This is a genomic window from Paenibacillus sp. FSL H7-0714 (genome assembly GCF_038003765.1).
In the GTDB taxonomy this organism is placed as follows: domain Bacteria; phylum Bacillota; class Bacilli; order Paenibacillales; family Paenibacillaceae; genus Paenibacillus_AQ.
This window is the reverse complement of record NZ_JBBOPT010000001.1, coordinates 6,431,159-6,452,409: the sequence shown is the minus strand read 5'-3', so window position 1 is coordinate 6,452,409 and position 21,251 is coordinate 6,431,159. Positions and strand designations below refer to the sequence as shown.

Here is a 21,251-nt window from a genome sequence, read left to right as displayed (position 1 = left end):
GTTTCTTGTGGGAGAGCGCCAATGGCGTTCGAAGACCACTATTTTTGCAAGGAGGTGTCACTCATGGCTAAAAAAGTTATTAAAATGGTGAAACTGCAGATTCCTGCAGGGAAAGCAAATCCAGCGCCTCCAGTAGGTCCGGCGTTAGGTCAAGCAGGTGTCAACATCATGGCATTCTGTAAGGAATTTAATGCTCGTACTGCCGACCAGGCTGGCTTGATCATTCCGGTTGAAATTACAGTATTTGAAGACCGTTCCTTTACGTTCATCACTAAAACTCCTCCGGCTGCTGTTCTGCTTCGCATCGCTGCTAAAGTAGAAAAAGGATCCGGCGAACCAAACAAGAAAAAAGTAGCAAAAATCGGCCGCGCTGCGGTTCGTGAAATTGCTGAAACAAAAATGCCAGACCTTAACGCTGCATCTGTAGAAGCTGCAATGCGTATGGTTGAAGGTACTGCTCGCAGTATGGGTATCACAATCGAAGACTAGTAGTTTTCGAAGAATCGGTCATTCGTGACCCGCAAGTATGTGGGAGGAATTTCCGCTAACACCACAAAGGAGGAACATTTTCATGGCTAAACATGGTAAGAAATACCAAGAAGCTGCTAAGCTGATCAACAGCGAAGCAACTTACGAGCCTTCAGAAGCTGTAGAGCTTGTGAAAAAGGCAGCGACTGCAAAATTCGACGAAACCGTTGAAGCAGCAGTTCGTCTGGGTGTAGACCCGCGTAAACAAGACCAAGCAGTTCGTGGTGTTGTTGTCCTGCCTCACGGCACTGGTAAAACACAACGCGTGCTTGTATTTGCAAAAGGTGAAAAAGCGAAAGAGGCAGAAGCTGCTGGCGCGGATTTTGTTGGTGATCAAGACATGATCAACAAAATTCAACAAGGCTGGTTTGAATTTGATGTCTGCGTAGCTACACCTGATATGATGAGTGAAGTCGGTAAACTGGGTCGTCTGCTTGGTGGTAAAGGTCTTATGCCTAACCCTAAAGCTGGCACAGTTACATTCGATGTTTCCAAGGCTGTGCAAGAAATCAAAGCCGGTAAAATCGAATATCGTCTTGACAAAGCAGGTCAAATTCACGCGCCAATCGGCAAAGTGTCCTTTGATGCTGCACAATTGAACGATAACCTTAAAGCTCTTATCGACGCTTTGAACCGTGCGAAACCAGCTGCTGCTAAAGGTGTATACCTTAAAGGCATCTCGATTTCTTCCACAATGGGTCCTAGCGCTCGTGTGAATACAACCGTCTTCAGATAAATAAGGGTTGACTCTTTGGGTCAATTTTGATAATCTATAACAGTTGTGAAACTTAAGGTATCAATCTTAACCTTGAATATGCTTACCGTAGACAGTAGGTGCCTTAGTGCTTAATTCCCTACCGAGGTGTTGTGATAGAAACAAGAAGTAACGAGCTCGCTCGTATAACTTTCGTTTTATCAAGCCTTCGTGATTCTGCGGAGGCTTTTCTAATGCCTGCGTAGGAGCGGTGATGCTTTCCTTGGAAAGGACGCCGACACATAAATTTTCAGGAGGTGTATACATTGGCAAATGCAAAAGTAATTCAAGCAAAACAGGATGCGGTTGACGTTGTTACTGCGAAACTGCAAAACAGTCTTTCGACTGTTGTAGCGGACTATCGTGGATTGAACGTTTCCCAAGTGACTGAACTGCGTAAGCAACTTCGTGAAGCTGGCGTTGAGTTTCAAGTCCTGAAGAACACATTGCTACGTCGCGCAACTGCTGCGGCTGAGTTGACTGAGTTGGATGAAGTTTTGACTGGTCCAACAGCTATCGCATTCAGCACAACTGATGCAGTAGCTCCAGCTAAAATTTTGAACGATTTCGCCAAGAAAAACGACGCTTTGAAATTGAAAGGCGGCGTAGTAGAAGGACGTGTCATCGACGCGGACCAATTGAAAGCACTGGCTGAGCTTCCATCCCGCGATGGTTTGCTGTCCATGCTGCTTAGCGTACTTCAAGCTCCAATGCGCAACTTCGCGCTTGCAGTTAAAGCTGTTGCTGAAAAAGAAGAACAAAGCGCGTAAGCCTTTGGCTCTTACAGCATAAATCAATACCACAAACAAATTTAAATTATAAATGGAGGTTCAATCATGAGTAAAGAAGCAATCTTGGAAGCAATTAAAGGCATGAGCGTATTGGAACTGAACGACCTGGTTAAAGCAATTGAAGAAGAATTCGGCGTAACAGCAGCAGCTCCAGTAGCAGCTGGCGGTGCGGTAGCAGCAGTAGCTGAAGAGCAATCCGAATTTGACGTAATTTTGACAGGCGCTGGCGCTTCCAAAATCAACGTTATCAAAATCGTTCGCGAAATCACAGGCCTTGGCTTGAAAGAAGCTAAAGACCTTGTAGACAACGCACCAAAAGCAATCAAAGAAAAAGTAAGCAAAGACGAAGCCGAAGCTACTAAAGCAAAATTGGAAGAAGCAGGCGCAGCTGTAGAAGTGAAGTAATTCCTTCTATACTGAAAACCCCTTGAACTTGTTCAAGGGGTTTATTTTATAAAAATATAAGAAAGTATAAGTTTCACATTATACTTTATCTTTATATTTCTCGCTTGAACGCTTACTCGTCCTTATAAGGACATCAGAGGCGTTTATGCTTGATAGAGTTAGTAGGGTTGTGTGAATACAAACTATTAACATAAAGGAAAGGGAGGATAGAGATGTCGCAACATTATTATTCGCAGCAACCGGAAGTGCGTCATGACAGACGTACCATCGACACCGTTCTAAGAGGCAAAAGCTTTCGTTTCACAAGTGATGCAGGTGTGTTCTCTAAAGGAGACATCGATTACGGTAGTCGAGTTCTCATTGAAGCTATGGATATTCCGGACGGTTCAGCAGTGCTTGATGTGGGTTGCGGATATGGACCGATAGGCATAAGTGCAGCATACCTAGCCCCCAAAGGGCAAGTTACGATGATTGATATTAATAGTCGTGCGGTAGAACTTGCGCGTGAAAATGCCCAGCACAATGGAATCCGGAATGTTACGGTAATGGAAAGCGATGTGCTCGGCGCATTGAATGAACAACAAAAGTTCGATGTGATTCTTACCAATCCTCCGATACGTGCAGGAAAAGCTGTAGTGCATCAGATTTTTGAAGAAGCTTATGAGCATTTAAATGAGGGTGGATTTCTGTGGATTGTCATTCAGAAGAAGCAGGGCGCTCCATCAGCGGTAGCTAAACTTGAAAGCTTGTTCTCAAATGTAGAAGAAGTGGGCAAAGATAAAGGTTATCGTATTATTAAAGCTCAAAAATAAAAATCAATAGGTTATTGACATGTGATAGTGATAATGGTATTATTATAAAATGTCAGTATTAAGATAGGCTCCATGTCTTTAGTTTGCTGAAAATGTCAAGCGATATATTGTCGCCGGCTAGCGCAAGCCGCACGGCAAGTTTTTTGCGAATTGGTTCTCTATGCTCTGGCGTAGCGAGTGTTACGCGGTAATAGATAATAGCGCATAAACTGTTGCTTGGTGACGTATAATATGTACGTTTTGGGCAAATCTACTGGATAAGGAGTATTTTGGTCATGGATAAGTGCGCTCTTTTTTCGAAGATTTCGATAAGGGCTTTTCTTTTATTTATGACTGAATCCTTGTAGTATGGTTCCATTATACGGTTCCAAACAAGGGTTCGCAATCAATTTTTAAGTGAGTAGACATGAGGGGTGAGTAAAGTTGGCAGGACATCTTGTTCAGTATGGTCGACGCACTCGGCGGAGCTATGCGAGAATTAACGAGGTACTCGAGGTCCCGAACCTGATCGAGATCCAACAAAAATCTTATGATTGGTTTTTGGAGGAAGGATTGCGGGAAATGTTTCAGGACATCTCGCCGATCCAGGATTTCACAGGTAATTTGGTACTAGAGTTCATTGATTACAGCCTGGGTGAACCAAAATATACGGTTGACGACGCTAAAGAGCGGGACGTGACGTATGCGGCTCCTCTGCGTGTAAAGGTGCGGCTCATTAATAAGGAGACCGGTGAGGTCAAAGAGCAGGAAGTGTTCATGGGAGATTTCCCGCTGATGACGGAGACCGGCACTTTTATTATTAACGGTGCGGAACGGGTTATTGTCAGCCAGTTGGTTCGCTCTCCAAGCGTCTATTTCAGCACAAAAGTGGATAAGAACGGCAAAAAAACCTACACCGCCACAGTAATCCCGAACCGCGGAGCCTGGTTGGAACTTGAGACCGACGCTAAGGATATTATGTATGTTCGTATCGATCGGACTCGTAAAATTCCTGTTACCGTACTTTTGCGTGCTCTCGGTTTCGGTAGTGATGCCGAAATTCTGGAATTGCTTGGCAATGATGAATATATTCGCAATACGCTGGATAAAGACAACACGGACTCCACGGAGAAGGCGCTTATTGAAATTTATGAGCGTTTGCGTCCGGGCGAACCGCCGACACTAGACAATGCCAAAAGTTTGCTGGTCGCGCGTTTCTTTGATCCAAAACGCTACGACCTAGCTAATGTAGGCCGTTACAAAATCAATAAAAAGCTACACATTAAGAACCGTCTTTTCAATCAACGTCTTGCTCAGCCTTTGGTTGACGAAGCTACAGGGGAAATCCTGGCTGAGTCTGGTCAAATGGTCGATCGCAGACTGCTTGATGAATTGATTCCTTACTTCGAAAAGAATGTTGCCTTTAAGAACTACCGTGTTACTGGTGGTGTTATGGACAGCGAAGATATTCCTCTTCAAACGATTGACGTATTCTCGCCAATTGAAGAAGGTCGGGTTATTAAGCTGATCGCTAACGGCAACATCGACAAGTCTGTTAAGCACATTACTCAAGCTGATATTATATCCTCGATCAGCTACTTTATTAATTTGCTTCACGGAATTGGTAATACCGATGATATCGACCATCTGGGTAACCGTCGTCTGCGTTCTGTGGGTGAACTTCTGCAGAATCAGTTCCGTATCGGTTTGTCCCGTATGGAGCGCGTTGTGCGTGAAAGAATGTCGATTCAGGATGCTAATGCAATTACGCCTCAAGCTCTGATCAATATTCGTCCGGTTATCGCGTCCATTAAAGAGTTCTTCGGTAGCTCCCAGCTGTCTCAGTTTATGGACCAGACGAACCCACTTGCGGAACTTACGCATAAACGTCGTCTGTCTGCACTCGGACCTGGTGGTTTGACACGTGAACGCGCGGGCTTTGAAGTTCGTGACGTCCATCACAGTCACTACGGCCGGATGTGTCCAATTGAAACACCGGAAGGTCCGAACATTGGATTGATCAACTCCTTGTCCACCTTTGCTCGTATCAACGAATACGGCTTTATCGAAGCTCCGTATCGTTGGGTAGATCCAAAGACAGGTAAGGTAACTGAACAAATCGATTATCTGACTGCTGATGAGGAAGATAATTATGTAGTTGCTCAGGCTAACGTATTGATCGATGAAGATGGCTCCTTTAAGGAAGACATGGTAATCGTTCGTTACAATAAAGACTCTGACAACATTACAACAATGCCAAGTAATCGTGTAGATTACATGGACGTTTCGCCTAAACAGGTCGTATCCGTCGCTACGGCGCTCATTCCGTTCCTTGAGAACGATGACTCCAACCGCGCTCTGATGGGATCTAACATGCAGCGTCAAGCCGTTCCACTTCTAATTCCTAAAGCTCCGCTCGTCGGAACAGGGATGGAACATAAATCCGCTAAGGATTCTGGCGTATGTGTTGTTTCTAAATATGACGGTATTATCGAACGCTCTTCAGCTAATGAAATTTGGCTGCGCCGGGTTGAAACTGTCGAAGGCAAAGAAGTTAAAGGCGATATCGTTAAATATAAATTACACAAATTTATGCGTTCCAACCAAGGTACCTGTATTAACCAACGTCCTCTAGCTAAAAGAGGGGATATTGTTAAGAAGGGTGACATCCTGGCGGACGGTCCTTCTACAGAAATGGGCGAACTTGCTCTTGGTCGTAACGTAGTCGTTGCGTTCATGACTTGGGAAGGTTACAACTACGAGGATGCGATCCTGTTAAGTGAAAAGCTAGTTAAGGAAGATGTATACACTTCGATTCATATCGAGGAATACGAATCCGAAGCTCGTGACACTAAACTGGGACCTGAAGAAATCACACGTGATATTCCAAACGTGGGCGAAGAAGCTCTGCGCAATCTTGATGAGCGTGGAATTATCCGCATCGGTGCGGAAATCAGTGCTGGTGACATTCTAGTTGGTAAGGTTACTCCTAAGGGTGTAACTGAATTGACTGCAGAAGAGCGTCTCCTACACGCTATCTTTGGTGAGAAGGCTCGTGAAGTACGGGATACCTCTTTACGCGTTCCTCACGGTAGTGATGGTATTATCGTGGACGTTAAAGTATTTACACGTGAGAACGGCGATGAGCTGCCTCCTGGCGTAAATCAATTGGTTCGTGTGTACATCGCTCAGAAACGTAAGATTTCAGAAGGTGACAAAATGGCCGGACGTCACGGTAACAAGGGTGTCGTTGCTCGTATCCTGCCAGAAGAAGATATGCCGTTCCTTCCAGACGGTACGCCGGTACAGGTTGTTCTTAACCCTCTAGGCGTTCCTTCTCGTATGAACATCGGACAGGTGCTTGAGGTCCATATTGGTATGGCCGCATTGCGTCTGGGAATTCACATTGCAACGCCGGTATTCGACGGAGCACGTGAGTACGACGTATTTGATACGATGGAAGAAGCTGGTATGCAGCGTAATGGTAAGACTGTATTGTACGATGGTCGTACAGGTGAGCGCTTCGAACGTGAAGTTACTGTCGGCGTCATGCATATGATCAAACTGGCGCACATGGTTGATGATAAGATTCACGCCCGTTCAACAGGACCTTACTCACTAGTTACGCAACAGCCACTGGGTGGTAAAGCTCAGTTTGGTGGACAGCGTTTCGGGGAGATGGAAGTGTGGGCGCTTGAAGCTTACGGTGCTGCATATACATTGCAAGAAATTTTGACTGTAAAATCCGATGACGTGGTTGGTCGCGTGAAGACGTACGAATCCATTGTCAAAGGTGAAAATGTACCGGAACCAGGTGTTCCTGAGTCGTTCAAGGTATTGATCAAAGAACTGCAGTCCCTGGGTATGGATGTTAAGATTCTTAGCGGTGACGAGCAGGAAATTGAAATGAGAGAATTGGACGATGAGGACGAGACGTCAGGCGACAAGCTGAGCCTCAATTTAGAAGGCGCAGAAGTCGGAGTAGAATAATCACGTTGGAGCTTTTGAGTTCCATTTTATAAAGGACCGCGCCCTCTTTTGATGTAACAGTCAGAGGAGGGCAAAGCGGTACTAAATCAGGATTAGGTTAAGGAGGGTTGCTCCTTGTTGGACGTTAACAATTTTGAATTTATGAAAATCGGACTCGCTTCTCCGGAGAAGATTCGTTCATGGTCCCGCGGAGAAGTTAAGAAACCGGAAACCATTAACTATCGTACATTGAAACCGGAAAAAGAGGGTCTTTTCTGTGAGCGTATCTTTGGACCTCAAAAAGACTGGGAATGTCATTGCGGTAAATACAAACGTGTCCGTTATAAGGGCGTAGTCTGCGACCGTTGTGGCGTTGAAGTTACTCGTGCTAAAGTTCGTCGTGAACGTATGGGTCACATTGAATTGGCTGCTCCGGTATCTCATATCTGGTACTTCAAAGGTATCCCAAGCCGTATGGGTTTGGCACTAGATATGTCTCCAAGATCACTTGAAGAGATTATCTACTTCGCTTCGTATGTTGTAACTGACCCAGGTGAAACACCACTGGAAAAGAAACAACTTTTATCCGAGAAAGAATATCGTAGCTACCGTGAAAAATACGGTTACGGATTCCAAGCGGGCATGGGTGCTGAAGCTGTTAAGAAGCTTCTTCAAGACATCGACATCGAAAAAGAGCTGGAATTCCTCAAAGAAGAACTGCGTACGGCCCAAGGCCAACGTCGTAACCGGGCGATCAAACGTCTGGAAGTCATTGAAGCATTCCGTAACTCAGGCAACAAACCTGATTGGATGATCATGGATGTTCTTCCGGTTATTCCTCCGGAGCTTCGTCCGATGGTTCAATTGGATGGTGGCCGTTTTGCTACGTCTGATTTGAACGATCTTTATCGTCGTGTTATTAACCGGAACAACCGTCTGAAAAGACTGCTGGATCTTGGTGCACCTGATATTATCGTGCAGAACGAGAAACGGATGCTACAGGAAGCTGTCGATGCTCTCATCGATAACGGCCGTAGAGGACGTCCGGTAACGGGTCCTGGTAACCGTCCATTGAAATCTCTCAGCCACATGCTGAAAGGTAAACAAGGACGTTTCCGTCAGAACTTGCTCGGTAAACGGGTTGACTACTCTGGTCGTTCCGTTATCGTTGTAGGACCGTACCTCAAAATGTATCAGTGCGGACTTCCTAAGAAAATGGCGCTAGAATTGTTCAAGCCTTTTGTCATGAAGGAATTGGTTAATAAGGGCCTAGCCCACAACATAAAGAGCGCAAAACGTAAAGTTGAGCGTGTAAGTCCTGAAGTATGGGATGTACTTGAAGAAGTAATCAGAGAGCACCCAGTACTTCTAAACCGCGCACCAACACTTCACCGTCTCGGTATCCAAGCTTTTGAACCGATTTTGGTGGAAGGTCATGCTATTCGTCTTCACCCACTCGTATGTACGGCTTATAACGCCGACTTTGACGGTGACCAAATGGCGGTGCACGTTCCTCTGTCAGCAGAAGCTCAAGCGGAAGCACGTATTCTCATGCTTGCATCCGGTAATATCTTGAACCCTAAAGACGGAAAACCGGTTGTAACACCTTCCCAGGATATGGTCCTTGGTACTTTCTACCTGACCATGGACAACAAGGAAGAAAAAGGATCAGGTATGATTCTGCGTACCGTAAATGAAGCTGTATCGGCTTACCAACGCGGAACTGCAGGTCTTCATGCTCGTGTAGCTATTCCAGTTAAAGCACTAGGTAAGACTTGCTTTACGGAAAAACAACAAGGCGCAATGTTGATTACTACGATCGGTAAGATTATATTTAATGAAATTTACCCAAGTAGTTTCCCTTATATCAATGAAGCGACTAAGACTAACTTGCTGCATGGCACGCCAGAGAAATACTTTATCTATGAAAAAGGCGCTGATATTCGCGAGCTGATTGAATCCGCTCCTGAAGCCAGCGCTGTAGGTAAAGAATATCTGGGTCTGATTATCGCACGTTGTTTTGAAACTTATCATACAACCAAAACCTCTATGATTTTGGATAAAATTAAACAACTCGGCTTTACTTACTCCACACGTTCCGGTGTTACCGTTGCTGTGTCGGATGTTATCGTGCCTGAGGAGAAAGTTACGATCCTGAAAGAGTCCGAAGCTAAGGTAGATGTGGTTGCTAACCAATATCGCCGTGGTCTGATCACTAATGACGAACGGTACGACCGTGTTATTGAGATCTGGTCGAAGACGAAGGATGATCTTACGAACATCCTGCTTAAATCGATGGACCGTTTCAACTCTATCATGCTCATGGTTGACTCCAAAGCGCGGGGTAACAAATCGCAGATCACTCAGCTGGGTGGTATGCGTGGTCTGATGGCAACACCTTCGGGTCGGATTTTCGAATTGCCAATTAAAGCGAACTTCCGTGAAGGTCTTACGGTCTTGGAGTACTTTATCTCCACTCACGGAGCGCGTAAAGGTCTTGCCGATACCGCACTTCGTACTGCTGACTCCGGATACTTGACTCGTCGTCTCGTTGACGTAGCTCAGGACGTTATCGTCCGTGAGGAAGATTGTGGAACGGACAAAGGATTTACAGTTAGTCGAATTCAGGATGGTAAAGAGGTTATTGAGGATCTGTATGACCGTATTGAAGGTCGTTACTGCTTCGAGACTGTTCGTCATCCAGAAACAGGCGAAATCATTGTTCACCGCAACGATTTGATTGACTCCGATAAAGCGGAAGCAATCGTAGACGCTGGTGTAACTAAGCTACAAATCCGCTCTGTACTAAGCTGCCGTGCTCGTCATGGTGTTTGTAAGAAATGTTACGGTCGTAACTTGGCAACTGGTAAACACGTTGAGATCGGTGAAGCGGTTGGTATTATCGCTGCGCAATCTATCGGTGAACCAGGAACCCAGCTTACAATGCGTACGTTCCATACCGGCGGTGTTGCCGGTGATGACATCACGCAAGGTTTGCCGCGTATTCAAGAGTTGTTTGAAGCCCGTAACCCTAAAGGTCAGGCTACAATCAGTGAGATCGATGGTGTAATCAAGGAAATCCGTGAAACTAAGGATCGTCGTGAAATCGAAGTTCAAGGTGAAGCAGAATCCAAGACTTATTCCATTACTTATGGATCACGTCTACGTGTCAGCGAAGGCCAAGAAATTGAAGCCGGCGATGAGTTGACAGACGGTTCGATTGACCCTAAAGAAATGCTGCGAATCAAAGGGATCCGTGGGGTACAAAACTACATTCTGCAAGAAGTTCAGCGTGTATATCGTAACCAGGGCGTTGAGATCAATGATAAGCACATTGAAGTTATGATCAAACAAATGCTTCGAAAGATCCGTATCATTGATGCAGGTGACACAAGTCTGTTGCCAGGCGCGTTTGCGGATATTCATGAATATGAAGCTGCTAATAAGGAAGCCATCTTGTCAGGTAAAGAGCCTGCAGTTGCTAAACCGGTCTTACTCGGTATTACCAAGGCATCTCTTGAGACAGATTCCTTCTTATCCGCTGCATCTTTCCAAGAAACTACTCGTGTCTTAACAGACGCTGCTATCAAAGGCAAAGTAGATAAGTTGCTTGGACTCAAAGAAAATGTTATTATCGGTAAGTTGATTCCTGCAGGTACTGGTATGAATCGTTACCGTAATGTTAAGCTAAGTGATCCAAATGCAGAAAGCGCGCTTGAATCTTTAGAGCCGGTTCCTGCTGAATAAATTAGCAAACATGGTAGTGAACTCGTGTCATACCTAATCATAGGTGTGACACGAATATCTGCTGTGTATAATATTCATAAAAATTATTGCTGAATTTCTTGACACCATCTATTGATAATGCTAAAATGTCTAAGGTGCGTGAGTAGCCATGTTATCCTTGTTCATTGGAGGTAATGATTATGACTGATGATAGAGGACTACAGGATGCTCAGGTCAAGATCGGTACCAAACAAACCGTCAAGGCGGTAGAGTTGGGCCAAGCTGCAGAAGTCTATGTGGCAGAGGACGGAGATCAAAGGCTTACTTCCAGGATAGTTATGCTTTGTAACAAACAAGGTGTTAAGATCACATACGTGGATACGATGCTGAATTTGGGCAAGGCCTGCGGAATAGAAGTTGGCGCTGCGATGGCAGCCGTCTTAAAACAATAGCTACGGAAATGTTTTTGTACTGGGGTGAACTCCAGCGGCAAGAACTTTTCATTTGTCTTTTTATGAACCGCCTGGGTCTGTGGGCTTAGAGTTCTTAAATCGGCTATCATTTCAGGAAGGGGGTGGCAACAACATGCCAACAATTAACCAATTGGTTCGTAAAGGCCGTCAAGCCAAAATCGAAAAATCTAAATCTCCCGCTCTTCAAAAAGGGTATAACGCCCTCAAGCGTGAGGCTACAAATTTGAGCGCTCCGCAAAAACGCGGTGTGTGCACTCGTGTTGGTACTATGACTCCACGTAAACCAAACTCAGCGCTTCGTAAATATGCCCGTGTTCGTTTGACGAACCGTCTCGAGGTAACAGCTTATATCCCGGGTATCGGACATAACTTACAAGAGCACAGTGTTGTATTACTTCGCGGAGGTAAAGTAAAGGACCTTGCAGGGGTTCGTTACCATATCGTTCGTGGTGCATTGGATACAGCAGGTGTAGCTAACCGGATGCAAGCTCGTTCTAAATACGGTGCTAAACGTCCTAAAGCTAAGAAATAAGAAAAAATTCTAGAATAATAAACATTTAAGAAAGGGGGATATCCATGCCACGCAAAGGTCCAGTTACTAAGAGAGACGTATTGCCAGATCCGTTGTATAATAGCAAGTTGGTTACTCGTTTGATTAACCGCATTATGCTGGGTGGTAAAAGAGGTGTCGCTCAAAGCATTCTGTACAATTCATTCAAGTTGATTGAAGAACGTACGGGTAAAGATCCGATGGAAGTTTTCGAAGCTGCCATCAAGAATATCATGCCGGTTTTGGAAGTCAAAGCTCGTCGTGTCGGTGGTGCTAACTATCAAGTACCTATCGAGGTTAAACCAGAGAGACGTACTGCTCTGGGATTACGTTGGCTCGTAAACTACTCTCGCAACCGCGGTGAGAAGACGATGGAAGAGCGTTTGGCGGCTGAGATCATCGACGCTTCCAACAACACAGGCGCTTCTGTTAAGAAACGCGAAGATACACACAAAATGGCTGAAGCAAACAAAGCGTTCGCTCACTACCGTTGGTAGGATTAAGGTCATTCAAATAACTTATATTTTGAAGGGAGATCCATTTCATGGCTAGAGAGTTCTCCTTAAAAAATACACGTAATATCGGGATCATGGCGCATATTGATGCTGGTAAAACAACTACCACAGAGCGGATTCTTTTCTATACAGGCCGTACGCACAAAATCGGTGAAGTTCACGAGGGTGCTGCTACAATGGACTGGATGGAGCAAGAACAAGAGCGCGGAATCACGATTACGTCCGCTGCTACGACTGCTGCGTGGAAAGGTCACCGCATCAATATCATTGATACCCCAGGACACGTTGACTTCACTGTTGAAGTTGAACGTTCCCTGCGTGTATTGGATGGGGCAGTAGGTGTATTTAGTGCAAAAGAGGGCGTTGAGCCTCAGTCTGAAACCGTATGGAGACAGGCTGACCGTTATAACGTTCCACGTATTGCATATGTGAACAAAATGGACATTATCGGTGCGGATTTCCTTAACGTAATCGAAACTATGCGTGATCGCCTTCAAGCCAATGCAGTTGCTATTCAATTGCCAATTGGTGCAGAAAGTGATTTCACTGGTATTATCGACCTTGTTGAGCAAAAAGCACACATGTTCAGAGATGATCTAGGCCAAAACATCGAAGTAACGGATATTCCGGAAGAATATTTGGCCAAAGTTGAGGAGCTGCGTCTCGAGTTGATCGAGAAAGTTGCTGAACTTGATGAAGATCTGACTATGAAGTACCTGGAAGGCGAAGAAATTACAGTTCCGGAAATTAAAGCTGCACTGCGCAAAGGCGTAGTTGAAGTTAAATTGTTCCCTGTAATTGTTGGATCCTCCTACCGTAACAAAGGGATTCAGCTTATGCTGGATGCTGTTGTTGATTACTTGCCATCTCCTCTTGACGTTCCAGCTATCACTGGACATCTTGATGATGGAACTGAAGCAGTTCGTCATTCTTCGGATGAAGAACCGTTTGCAGCTTTGGCATTTAAAATCATGACTGACCCTTATGTAGGTAAACTTACGTTCTTCCGTGTATACTCTGGTATTCTAGAGTCCGGATCTTACGTAGTTAATGCTACTAAGAACAAGCGTGAACGTATTGGTCGTATCCTTCAAATGCATGCTAACAGCCGTCAAGAGATTTCCATCGTGTATTCTGGCGACATCGCTGCAGCAGTTGGTTTGAAAGACACCAGTACAGGTGATACACTGTGTGATGAGAAGCATCCAGTAATTCTGGAATCAATGAACTTCCCTGATCCAGTTATCGAAATCGCTGTTGAACCAAAAACAAAAGCTGACCAAGATAAATTGGGCGTTGCTCTCGGTAAGTTGACTGAAGAGGATCCAACTCTTCGTGCTCATACTGATGAAGAAACAGGCCAAACTATCCTGGCTGGTATGGGTGAACTTCACTTGGACATCATCATCGACCGTATGCGTCGTGAGTTCAAAGTAGAAACCAATGTGGGTAAACCACAGGTTGCTTACCGTGAAACGTTCAAGGCACCTGCTCGCGTCGAAGGTAAATTTGTACGCCAATCTGGTGGTCGTGGTCAATACGGTCACGTATGGGTTGAATTTGAACCCCTCGAGCCAGGTACTGGTAGCAAATTCGAAAGTAAAGTTGTCGGTGGCTCGGTTCCTAGAGAGTACATCGCTCCTGCACTTGCGGGTATCGAAGAACAAATGAAAAACGGCGTACTTGCAGGCTTCCCGCTTGTAGACGTTAAAGCTACCATCGTTGATGGTTCTTACCATGATGTCGATTCCAACGAAATGGCATTTAAAATTGCCGGCTCGATGGCGCTTAAAGCAGCTAAAGACAAGTGTAAACCTGTCCTGCTTGAGCCAATCATGAAAGTAGAAGTAACTGTTCCTGAGGAATATATGGGTGATGTTATGGGTATGCTGAACTCCCGCCGTGGCCGTATCGAAGGTATGGATTCCCGTGGTGGAGCGCAAATTATCCGTGCTAAGGTGCCTCTTTCCGAAATGTTCGGATACTCTACAACTCTTCGTTCTGGTACTCAAGGACGTGGCGTATTCTCAATGGAGCTTTCTCACTATGAAGAAGTTCCTAAATCCATTGCGGAAGAGATCGCTGCTAAGAACAAAGGCGGAGAATAATTACTAGTTTTAACTTGCCGTCCGAGTATAATTACTCAGTCATCTAAGATAAACATATATGCGGGCGGCTCAAATATAAGGAACCCCACATTAAGGAGGAACTGTTCAAATGGCAAAGGCAAAGTTTGAACGTAACAAACCGCACGTTAACATCGGTACTATTGGTCACGTCGACCATGGTAAAACGACTCTGACTGCTGCAATCACTACTGTATTGTCCAAAACTTACGGTGGCGCAGCTATCGCATTCGATCAAATCGACAAAGCTCCTGAAGAGCGCGAACGTGGTATCACAATCTCCACTTCCCACGTTGAATATGAAACTCCTAACCGTCACTACGCTCACGTAGACTGCCCTGGTCACGCCGACTATGTTAAAAACATGATCACTGGCGCAGCGCAAATGGACGGAGCTATCCTGGTTGTATCCGCAGCTGATGGCCCTATGCCACAAACTCGCGAGCACATCCTGTTGTCCCGTCAAGTAGGTGTTCCATACATCGTTGTTTTCTTGAACAAATGCGACATGGTTGAAGACGAAGAGTTGTTGGAATTGGTTGAAATGGAAGTTCGTGACTTGCTGAGCGAGTATGACTTCCCAGGCGACGACACTCCAATCATTCGTGGTTCTGCTCGTGAAGCTCTTCAAAACCCAGAAGGCGAATATGCTAAGAAGATTGTTGAAATGTTCGAAACAATCGACGAGTACATTCCACTTCCAGAGCGTCAAACTGACAAACCATTCTTGATGCCTGTCGAAGATGTATTCTCCATCACTGGCCGCGGTACTGTGGCAACTGGTCGCGTAGAACGCGGAACAGTTAAAGTCGGAGAAGAAATCGAAATCGTTGGTATTCACGAAGAAACTAAGAAATCTGTAGTTACGGGCGTAGAAATGTTCCGTAAATTGCTGGATTCCGCTCAAGCGGGCGACAACATCGGAGCTTTGCTTCGTGGTGTAGACCGTACTATGATCGAGCGTGGCCAAGTATTGGCTAAACCGAACTCTGTTAAACCACACACTGAGTTCACTGCTCAAATCTACGTTTTGACTAAAGAGGAAGGCGGACGTCACAAACCATTCTTCACTGGTTACCGTCCACAGTTCTACTTCCGTACAACTGACGTAACTGGCATTATCAACTTGCCAGAAGGTACTGAAATGGTTATGCCTGGTGACAACATCACTGTAACTGTTGCTTTGATCTCCCCTATCGCTATTGAAGAAGGTACTAAATTCTCCATTCGCGAAGGTGGACGTACAGTTGGAGCAGGTAGCGTAGCTTCCATCCAAAAATAAATTCGTTTCTATCTGCGGGTAGACTCTGAATCATAGTGCCCCGGATTCTTCTTGCGGAGAATCCGGGGCTTTTTGTTATTTTATAGGATAAACCATCTTAAATTCGACAATATACGATAAAATATGTATGAAATTTCGAATAATTCTACAAAATTCAACAAAATTCAACGATAAATTGTTTACAATTTTAATAATCATAGAGTAAAATGAAAGGAAGGTAATATTGTAAAAAAATAGTAATTGAGGGGAGAGTGATAACATGGGAAAATGTCCTTTTTCATTCATGCATGCTATAACATCACGTAATAATAATGAGGATTCTCACACCCCTAATTTAATAGAAAATAAACACCAGATTAAGCGTACTGAAGATTTTTTTCATACTCTTGAGGGTTATGACGAACTCAATGAGCAAATGAGAATGATTGATCTATCTGAATCAGATTTTAACTTATTACGTAGGGTGAAGCCTAGCGTTGAAAAGAATATAGACTATATCATTGATCAATTTTATAATTCGGTATTAGGTGTGGATAAACTAGAAGCCATTATATTGGAGCATAGTAGTATCGAGAGGTTGAAAACAACACTCCGCGAGCATATCATTGAAATTTTTGATGGCAAAGTTGATGAAGAATACATAGCAAAGCGAATGAAGATTGCTAATATTCATAAAAGAGTAGGACTTGAGCCTAAATGGTACTTATCTGCTTTTCAAAATCTTCAGAACGTTTTTATACAAGTTATCTATAATGAGACACATGATGACAATACGCGTCTACATGTAGTTAAGACCGTAACTAAGCTGCTTAACCTTGAACAACAACTTGGCCTAGAGGAATACGAGAAGGAGAACGTCAAAGAGAAGGAACAGCAATACCTTTTGGTTAAAAATGAATTAAAGCAGAAAATTGCTGAATTCAGCAGCGAATTAATAGATTTTAGTATCGATACAAATGCCGCTGTGAAGCAGCTAGTAGCCAGTAGCAATGAAGTGAGTAGAACATTCCAACGTACAGCTACATCCGCTGTAGAGTCGCAGGGGTTGGCTACAGATGGACATGAGCATTTGGATAGCTTAACAGGACAGATTAATCTTATTTATCAAAGTACTAGTGAAATGGAACATTCAGTCCACGAATTAAGCAATTCCTCTAAACAAATTCAAAAAATCGTAAACTCAGTTAAAGATATTGCAGATCAAACTAAAATTCTTTCACTTAATGCAACGATAGAAGCCGCTAGAGCCGGAGTGCATGGTAGAGGGTTTAGTGTAGTTGCTCAAGAAGTTAGTCGGTTGGCAGAGGATACGAAGAATACTGTAATTCAGATCGTAGAGCTGACTTATAAATCGGGAAGTCTCACACAACAGGTCGTTGAGGAGATACGTAAGGTACAAGAGCTAACCAAAAGTGGGAGATATCAATCCGTTGAGACTAGTCTTTTGTTTTCCGAAATTGTAGAGGCGATGAAGAGTAGCACACAAGAAATTGTTATAGTAGAAGAAGAAATAAGAACATTGATTCAGACAATAGAGGGAATTGGGTCAGCAACAGCACAGACTGCGGAGTCAGCTGAGTTTTTTAAGTCTGCCACTGCGAATCTTTAACCTATATAATAGTAATAAAGCAACGCATGAAAAAAATATGCGTTGTTTTGTTATTTTAGCTTGCAATACTGCTGCCTATTATATATAATAATAAATGTTGTTCTGAGACGTTGCGATGATGTGAGAGGTTACTGACACACCCGGCCCCTTTGCCATGAGGTCGACGTCAGAAAATTTTCACGGAGTATGTCCGATAATAAATTGGGCGATAGAAGGAGGGACTAAAATGGCAAAGCAAAAAATTCGTATTCGCTTGAAAGCATACGACCACAGAATTCTTGATCAATCCGCAGAGAAAATCGTTGAAACTGCAAAACGTTCGGGTGCTGGTGTATCTGGACCGATTCCGTTGCCAACTGAGAAGCAAATCATTACTATTCTCCGTGCGGTACACAAGTACAAGGATTCCCGTGAACAGTTTGAACAACGGACTCACAAACGTTTGATCGATATTGTGAACCCAACACCACAAACTGTGGATGCCTTGATGCGCTTGGATCTACCGTCCGGTGTAGATATCGAAATCAAATTGTAATTCTATTTTTAGCAACTTAGGAAAAGAAAAGAGGTGTCAACATTGAAAGGTATCTTAGGAAAAAAACTCGGTATGACTCAAGTGTTTACTCCAGAAGGTAACGTAATTCCTGTTACTGTTATCGAAGCAGGACCTTGTGTAGTACTGCAAAAGAAAGACCTGAATATCGACGGATATGAAGCAGTGCAATTGGGCTTTTCTGATAAAAAAGAAAGTCGCTCCAATAAGCCTGAACAAGGTCACGCCAAAAAGGCAAATGCAACACCTAAGCGCTACGTTCGTGAAATTCGCGGTGTTGACCTCGGGTCTCTCGAGGTTGGACAAGAACTGAAGGCTGATATTTTTGCTGAGGGCGAATTTGTTGACGTAACTGGCACATCTAAAGGTAAAGGTTTCCAAGGTAACATCAAACGTTGGGGACAAAGCCGCGGACCAATGGCACACGGATCGCGTTACCACAGAAGACCGGGTTCCATGGGTTCTATCCAAGCTAACCGTGTTCCGAAGGGCAAACGCCTCCCAGGACATATGGGTCACACGACTATCACGGTTCAAAAGCTTGAAATCATCAAGGTTGACGTTGAACGTAACGTATTGCTGGTTAAAGGCGCTATCCCAGGTCCTAAAAACAGCTTCGTGAAAGTTAAACAAACCGTTAAGAAATAATTACCTAAGAAAGGAGGAACATGAAATGCCAAAAGTAACACTTTTTAATATTAGTGGCAACGAAGTTGGTGAAGTAGAACTTAGCGATACAGTATTCGGTATTGAACCGAATGAGCACGTTCTACACGAAGCTGCGCTTATGCAAAGAGCTTCCCTTCGTCGTGGTACACACAAAGTAAAAGGACGTTCTGAAGTTCGTGGCGGTGGACGTAAGCCTTGGAAGCAAAAAGGTACAGGTCGCGCTCGTCAAGGATCCATTCGTTCTCCACAATGGAAAGGCGGCGGCGTTGTCTTCGGACCAACACCACGTAGCTATTCCTGGAAATTGCCTAAGAAGGTTCGTCGTTTGGCGATCAAATCCGCTTTGTCCTCGAAAGTACTCGAGAATGACATTATCGTATTGGATAGCTTGACAATGAATGCTCCGAAGACGAAAGAATTCGCAGCAATCTTGAACAACCTGAAAGTGGAACGCAAAGCTTTGATCGTAGCTACTAGCTATGATGATAACGTAGCACTTTCCGCTCGTAACATCCCTGGGGTGAAATTCGTAGCGGCTGACGGCATTAATGTTCTTGACGTACTGACGTACGACAAACTGATCATCACTAAAGAAGCAGTTCTGAAGGTAGAGGAGGTGTTCGCGTAATGAAAGATCCTCGTGATATTATCAAACGTCCGGTGATTACGGAACGTACTTCCGACTACATGAGCGAAATGAAATACGCTTTTGAAGTGGATATCCGTGCTAACAAAACCGAAATCAAAAAAGCTGTCGAGGCTATTTTCAAAGTAAAAGTAACTAATGTGAACACAATGCGTGTGCCTGGCAAACTGAAACGTTATGGTAAATATTCTGGTTACACTCCAGAGTGGAAAAAAGCCATCGTTAAGCTTAGCCCGGACAGCAAACCGCTTGAATTTTTTGAAGCGGTAGAATAATACTCTTAAAGTAAGGAGGAAACTATAGTGCCAATCAAAAAGTACAAACCGACCTCTCCGGCAAGACGCCATATGTCTGTGTCTACGTTTGAAGAAATCACAACAAACCAGCCAGAGAAATCGTTGCTTTCTCCGCTGTTCAAACATGCGGGACGCAACAACCAAGGTAAAATTACGGTTCGTCACCATGGCGGCGGACACAAACGTAAATACCGTATTATCGACTTCAAACGGACTAAAGACGGCATACCAGGTAGCGTTGCTACAATCGAGTATGACCCGAACCGTACATCTAATATTGCTTTGATCCACTATGCTGATGGAGAGAAACGTTATATCATCGCTCCTAAAGGCCTAAAAGTTGGGGATAAAGTAGAGTCCGGCCCAACAGCCGACATCAAAATTGGTAACAGTCTTGCGCTGGAGAACATCCCAGTGGGTACAGTTATCCACAACATTGAGTTGAAACCAGGTAAAGGCGGACAATTGGTTCGTGCTGCTGGTACAGAAGCTCAATTGCTTGGTAAAGAAGAAAAATACTGTTCCGTTCGTTTGTCATCCGGTGAGGTTCGTAAGATCCTTAGCGTATGCCGTGCAACTATCGGTTCCGTAGGTAACGAAGATCATGAATTGATCAAAATCGGTAAAGCTGGACGTAGTCGCTGGCTGGGCCGTCGCCCTGAAGTACGCGGTGTTGTAATGAACCCGAACGATCACCCACACGGTGGTGGTGAAGGCCGCGCTCCAATCGGACGTAAATCGCCTATGTCTCCATGGGGTAAACCAACCCTTGGTTACAAAACGCGTAAGAAAAACAAGGCATCTGATAAATATATCGTTCGCCGCCGCACAAAATAAGACGCTTCTGGCAAGTTAATAAAGCGCGAAGCGTCGATTCGCGGTTTGAAGAACCGGATGAAGGGAGGATTCACACATGGGTCGCAGTTTAAAGAAGGGGCCGTTTATCGATGGCTACCTGCTTAAAAAAGTTGAGGAACTGAACGAGGCTGAAAAAAAGGTTGTAGTTAAAACTTGGTCCCGTCGCTCAACCATTTTCCCTCAGTTTATCGGACATACGTTTGGTGTATATGACGGCCGTAAACACGTGCCTGTATACGTAACAGAAGATATGGTAGGTCACAAGTTGGGCGAGTTCGCGCCAACACGTACTTACAAAGGCCACGCGGGTGACGATAAGAAAACAAGAAGATAATAATAAGGTCTCTGTTTGAAAGGAGGTTAAACAATGGAAGCAAAAGCACATGCAAGATCGGTGCGGATTTCCGCTCGTAAAGCGAAACTGGTTGTTGACTTGATTCGTGGTAAGCAAGTGGGGGAAGCAATTGCTATTCTTCGCCACACTCCGAAATCCGCTTCTCCGGTCGTTGAGAAGTTGCTTAATTCGGCAATTGCGAATGCTGAGCATAACTATTCTTTGGACGTGAACAGTTTGTTCGTTAGCGAGGTTTTCGTTAACCAAGGACCTACTATGAAACGTTTCCGTCCGCGCGCCATGGGCCGCGCAAGTCGGATCAATAAACGCACGAGCCACATTACACTGGTGGTATCTGAGAAATAAGGAGGGATAA

Annotated in this window: 20 protein-coding genes and 1 other annotated feature; all 20 genes read left to right on the top strand. The window is 44.5% G+C overall.

The features are described from left to right. Positions 1 to 63: 63 nt before the first annotated feature. The 20 genes from rplK (at position 64) to rplV (ending at position 21,241) form a co-directional block, all read left to right on the top strand. Entirely contained in the window at positions 64 to 489 is a 426-nt protein-coding gene (rplK, locus tag NST34_RS29140; RefSeq protein ID WP_042131235.1) for a 50S ribosomal protein L11, read from the top strand. 82 nt (positions 490 to 571) lie between these two features. Further along, entirely contained in the window at positions 572 to 1,264 is a 693-nt protein-coding gene (gene rplA / locus NST34_RS29135) for a 50S ribosomal protein L1 (protein ID WP_036680504.1), read from the top strand. 67 nt (positions 1,265 to 1,331) lie between these two features. After that, positions 1,332 to 1,484 (top strand) — a sequence feature (ribosomal protein L10 leader region). A 64-nt stretch (positions 1,485 to 1,548) separates the two neighbouring features. Continuing rightward, positions 1,549 to 2,052 carry a 50S ribosomal protein L10 gene (rplJ, locus tag NST34_RS29130; RefSeq protein ID WP_042192187.1) on the top strand — a complete coding sequence of 168 codons (504 nt, stop codon included), beginning with the start codon at positions 1,549 to 1,551 and terminating at the stop codon, positions 2,050 to 2,052. Between the two features lie 66 nt (positions 2,053 to 2,118). Further along, a complete protein-coding gene (gene rplL / locus NST34_RS29125; protein ID WP_036680508.1) occupies positions 2,119 to 2,478 on the top strand; it encodes a 50S ribosomal protein L7/L12 in 360 nt (119 codons plus the stop codon). Between the two features lie 212 nt (positions 2,479 to 2,690). Next, positions 2,691 to 3,290, top strand: coding sequence for a class I SAM-dependent methyltransferase (locus NST34_RS29120; RefSeq protein ID WP_042192184.1), 600 nt, complete (start codon positions 2,691 to 2,693; stop codon positions 3,288 to 3,290). A gap of 423 nt (positions 3,291 to 3,713) precedes the next feature. Next, on the top strand, positions 3,714 to 7,259 hold the full coding sequence (gene rpoB, locus NST34_RS29115) for a DNA-directed RNA polymerase subunit beta (RefSeq protein WP_042131231.1): 3,546 nt from the start codon (positions 3,714 to 3,716) through the stop codon (positions 7,257 to 7,259). Between the two features lie 114 nt (positions 7,260 to 7,373). Further along, positions 7,374 to 10,985 (top strand): DNA-directed RNA polymerase subunit beta', encoded by a 3,612-nt coding sequence (rpoC, locus tag NST34_RS29110; protein WP_042192182.1) that lies wholly within the window; start codon positions 7,374 to 7,376, stop codon positions 10,983 to 10,985. A 179-nt stretch (positions 10,986 to 11,164) separates the two neighbouring features. After that, a complete protein-coding gene (locus tag NST34_RS29105) occupies positions 11,165 to 11,416 on the top strand; it encodes a ribosomal L7Ae/L30e/S12e/Gadd45 family protein (RefSeq protein ID WP_042131229.1) in 252 nt (83 codons plus the stop codon). Between the two features lie 133 nt (positions 11,417 to 11,549). After that, positions 11,550 to 11,969, top strand: a complete 420-nt coding sequence (gene rpsL, locus NST34_RS29100) for a 30S ribosomal protein S12 (protein WP_036680518.1) — start codon at positions 11,550 to 11,552, stop codon at positions 11,967 to 11,969. 44 nt (positions 11,970 to 12,013) lie between these two features. Then, complete coding sequence (rpsG, locus tag NST34_RS29095; protein WP_036680520.1) at positions 12,014 to 12,484, top strand: 30S ribosomal protein S7; 471 nt, start codon at positions 12,014 to 12,016, stop codon at positions 12,482 to 12,484. Between the two features lie 47 nt (positions 12,485 to 12,531). Then, on the top strand, positions 12,532 to 14,610 hold the full coding sequence (gene fusA / locus NST34_RS29090; RefSeq protein ID WP_042192180.1) for an elongation factor G: 2,079 nt from the start codon (positions 12,532 to 12,534) through the stop codon (positions 14,608 to 14,610). 109 nt (positions 14,611 to 14,719) lie between these two features. Beyond that, positions 14,720 to 15,910, top strand: coding sequence for an elongation factor Tu (gene tuf / locus NST34_RS29085; RefSeq protein ID WP_042192178.1), 1,191 nt, complete (start codon positions 14,720 to 14,722; stop codon positions 15,908 to 15,910). 259 nt (positions 15,911 to 16,169) lie between these two features. After that, positions 16,170 to 17,519 carry a globin-coupled sensor protein gene (locus NST34_RS29080; protein WP_341129243.1) on the top strand — a complete coding sequence of 450 codons (1,350 nt, stop codon included), beginning with the start codon at positions 16,170 to 16,172 and terminating at the stop codon, positions 17,517 to 17,519. Positions 17,520 to 17,745: 226 nt separating this feature from the next. Then, positions 17,746 to 18,054, top strand: a complete 309-nt coding sequence (gene rpsJ, locus NST34_RS29075) for a 30S ribosomal protein S10 (RefSeq protein WP_017692074.1) — start codon at positions 17,746 to 17,748, stop codon at positions 18,052 to 18,054. Positions 18,055 to 18,096: 42 nt separating this feature from the next. Further along, a complete protein-coding gene (gene rplC, locus NST34_RS29070; protein WP_076286852.1) occupies positions 18,097 to 18,720 on the top strand; it encodes a 50S ribosomal protein L3 in 624 nt (207 codons plus the stop codon). A 25-nt stretch (positions 18,721 to 18,745) separates the two neighbouring features. Continuing rightward, positions 18,746 to 19,369, top strand: coding sequence for a 50S ribosomal protein L4 (rplD, locus tag NST34_RS29065; protein WP_042192174.1), 624 nt, complete (start codon positions 18,746 to 18,748; stop codon positions 19,367 to 19,369). Further along, a complete protein-coding gene (gene rplW, locus NST34_RS29060; protein WP_036680537.1) occupies positions 19,369 to 19,662 on the top strand; it encodes a 50S ribosomal protein L23 in 294 nt (97 codons plus the stop codon). The genes rplD and rplW overlap by 1 nt, the downstream gene beginning before the upstream one ends. A 27-nt stretch (positions 19,663 to 19,689) precedes the next feature. Further along, positions 19,690 to 20,520: a 50S ribosomal protein L2 gene (gene rplB / locus NST34_RS29055; protein ID WP_042192171.1), complete on the top strand. Its 831-nt coding sequence runs from the start codon at positions 19,690 to 19,692 to the stop codon at positions 20,518 to 20,520. Positions 20,521 to 20,596: 76 nt separating this feature from the next. Continuing rightward, positions 20,597 to 20,875 carry a 30S ribosomal protein S19 gene (gene rpsS, locus NST34_RS29050; protein ID WP_036652940.1) on the top strand — a complete coding sequence of 93 codons (279 nt, stop codon included), beginning with the start codon at positions 20,597 to 20,599 and terminating at the stop codon, positions 20,873 to 20,875. Positions 20,876 to 20,908: 33 nt separating this feature from the next. Then, positions 20,909 to 21,241, top strand: coding sequence for a 50S ribosomal protein L22 (rplV, locus tag NST34_RS29045; RefSeq protein WP_036680546.1), 333 nt, complete (start codon positions 20,909 to 20,911; stop codon positions 21,239 to 21,241). Positions 21,242 to 21,251: the final 10 nt, after the last annotated feature.

Bases quoted from the DNA above. Each gene is read 5' to 3' on its own strand.
- rplK (WP_042131235.1), top strand. From the start codon at position 64: ATGGCTAAAAAAGTTATTAAAATGGTGAAACTGCAGATTCCTGCAGGG.
- rplA (WP_036680504.1), top strand. From the start codon at position 572: ATGGCTAAACATGGTAAGAAATACCAAGAAGCTGCTAAGCTGATCAAC.
- rplL (WP_036680508.1), top strand. From the start codon at position 2,119: ATGAGTAAAGAAGCAATCTTGGAAGCAATTAAAGGCATGAGCGTATTG.
- NST34_RS29120 (WP_042192184.1), top strand. From the start codon at position 2,691: ATGTCGCAACATTATTATTCGCAGCAACCGGAAGTGCGTCATGACAGA.
- NST34_RS29105 (WP_042131229.1), top strand. From the start codon at position 11,165: ATGACTGATGATAGAGGACTACAGGATGCTCAGGTCAAGATCGGTACC.
- rpsL (WP_036680518.1), top strand. From the start codon at position 11,550: ATGCCAACAATTAACCAATTGGTTCGTAAAGGCCGTCAAGCCAAAATC.
- rpsG (WP_036680520.1), top strand. From the start codon at position 12,014: ATGCCACGCAAAGGTCCAGTTACTAAGAGAGACGTATTGCCAGATCCG.
- fusA (WP_042192180.1), top strand. From the start codon at position 12,532: ATGGCTAGAGAGTTCTCCTTAAAAAATACACGTAATATCGGGATCATG.
- tuf (WP_042192178.1), top strand. From the start codon at position 14,720: ATGGCAAAGGCAAAGTTTGAACGTAACAAACCGCACGTTAACATCGGT.
- NST34_RS29080 (WP_341129243.1), top strand. From the start codon at position 16,170: ATGGGAAAATGTCCTTTTTCATTCATGCATGCTATAACATCACGTAAT.
- rpsJ (WP_017692074.1), top strand. From the start codon at position 17,746: ATGGCAAAGCAAAAAATTCGTATTCGCTTGAAAGCATACGACCACAGA.
- rplD (WP_042192174.1), top strand. From the start codon at position 18,746: ATGCCAAAAGTAACACTTTTTAATATTAGTGGCAACGAAGTTGGTGAA.
- rplW (WP_036680537.1), top strand. From the start codon at position 19,369: ATGAAAGATCCTCGTGATATTATCAAACGTCCGGTGATTACGGAACGT.
- rpsS (WP_036652940.1), top strand. From the start codon at position 20,597: ATGGGTCGCAGTTTAAAGAAGGGGCCGTTTATCGATGGCTACCTGCTT.
- rplV (WP_036680546.1), top strand. From the start codon at position 20,909: ATGGAAGCAAAAGCACATGCAAGATCGGTGCGGATTTCCGCTCGTAAA.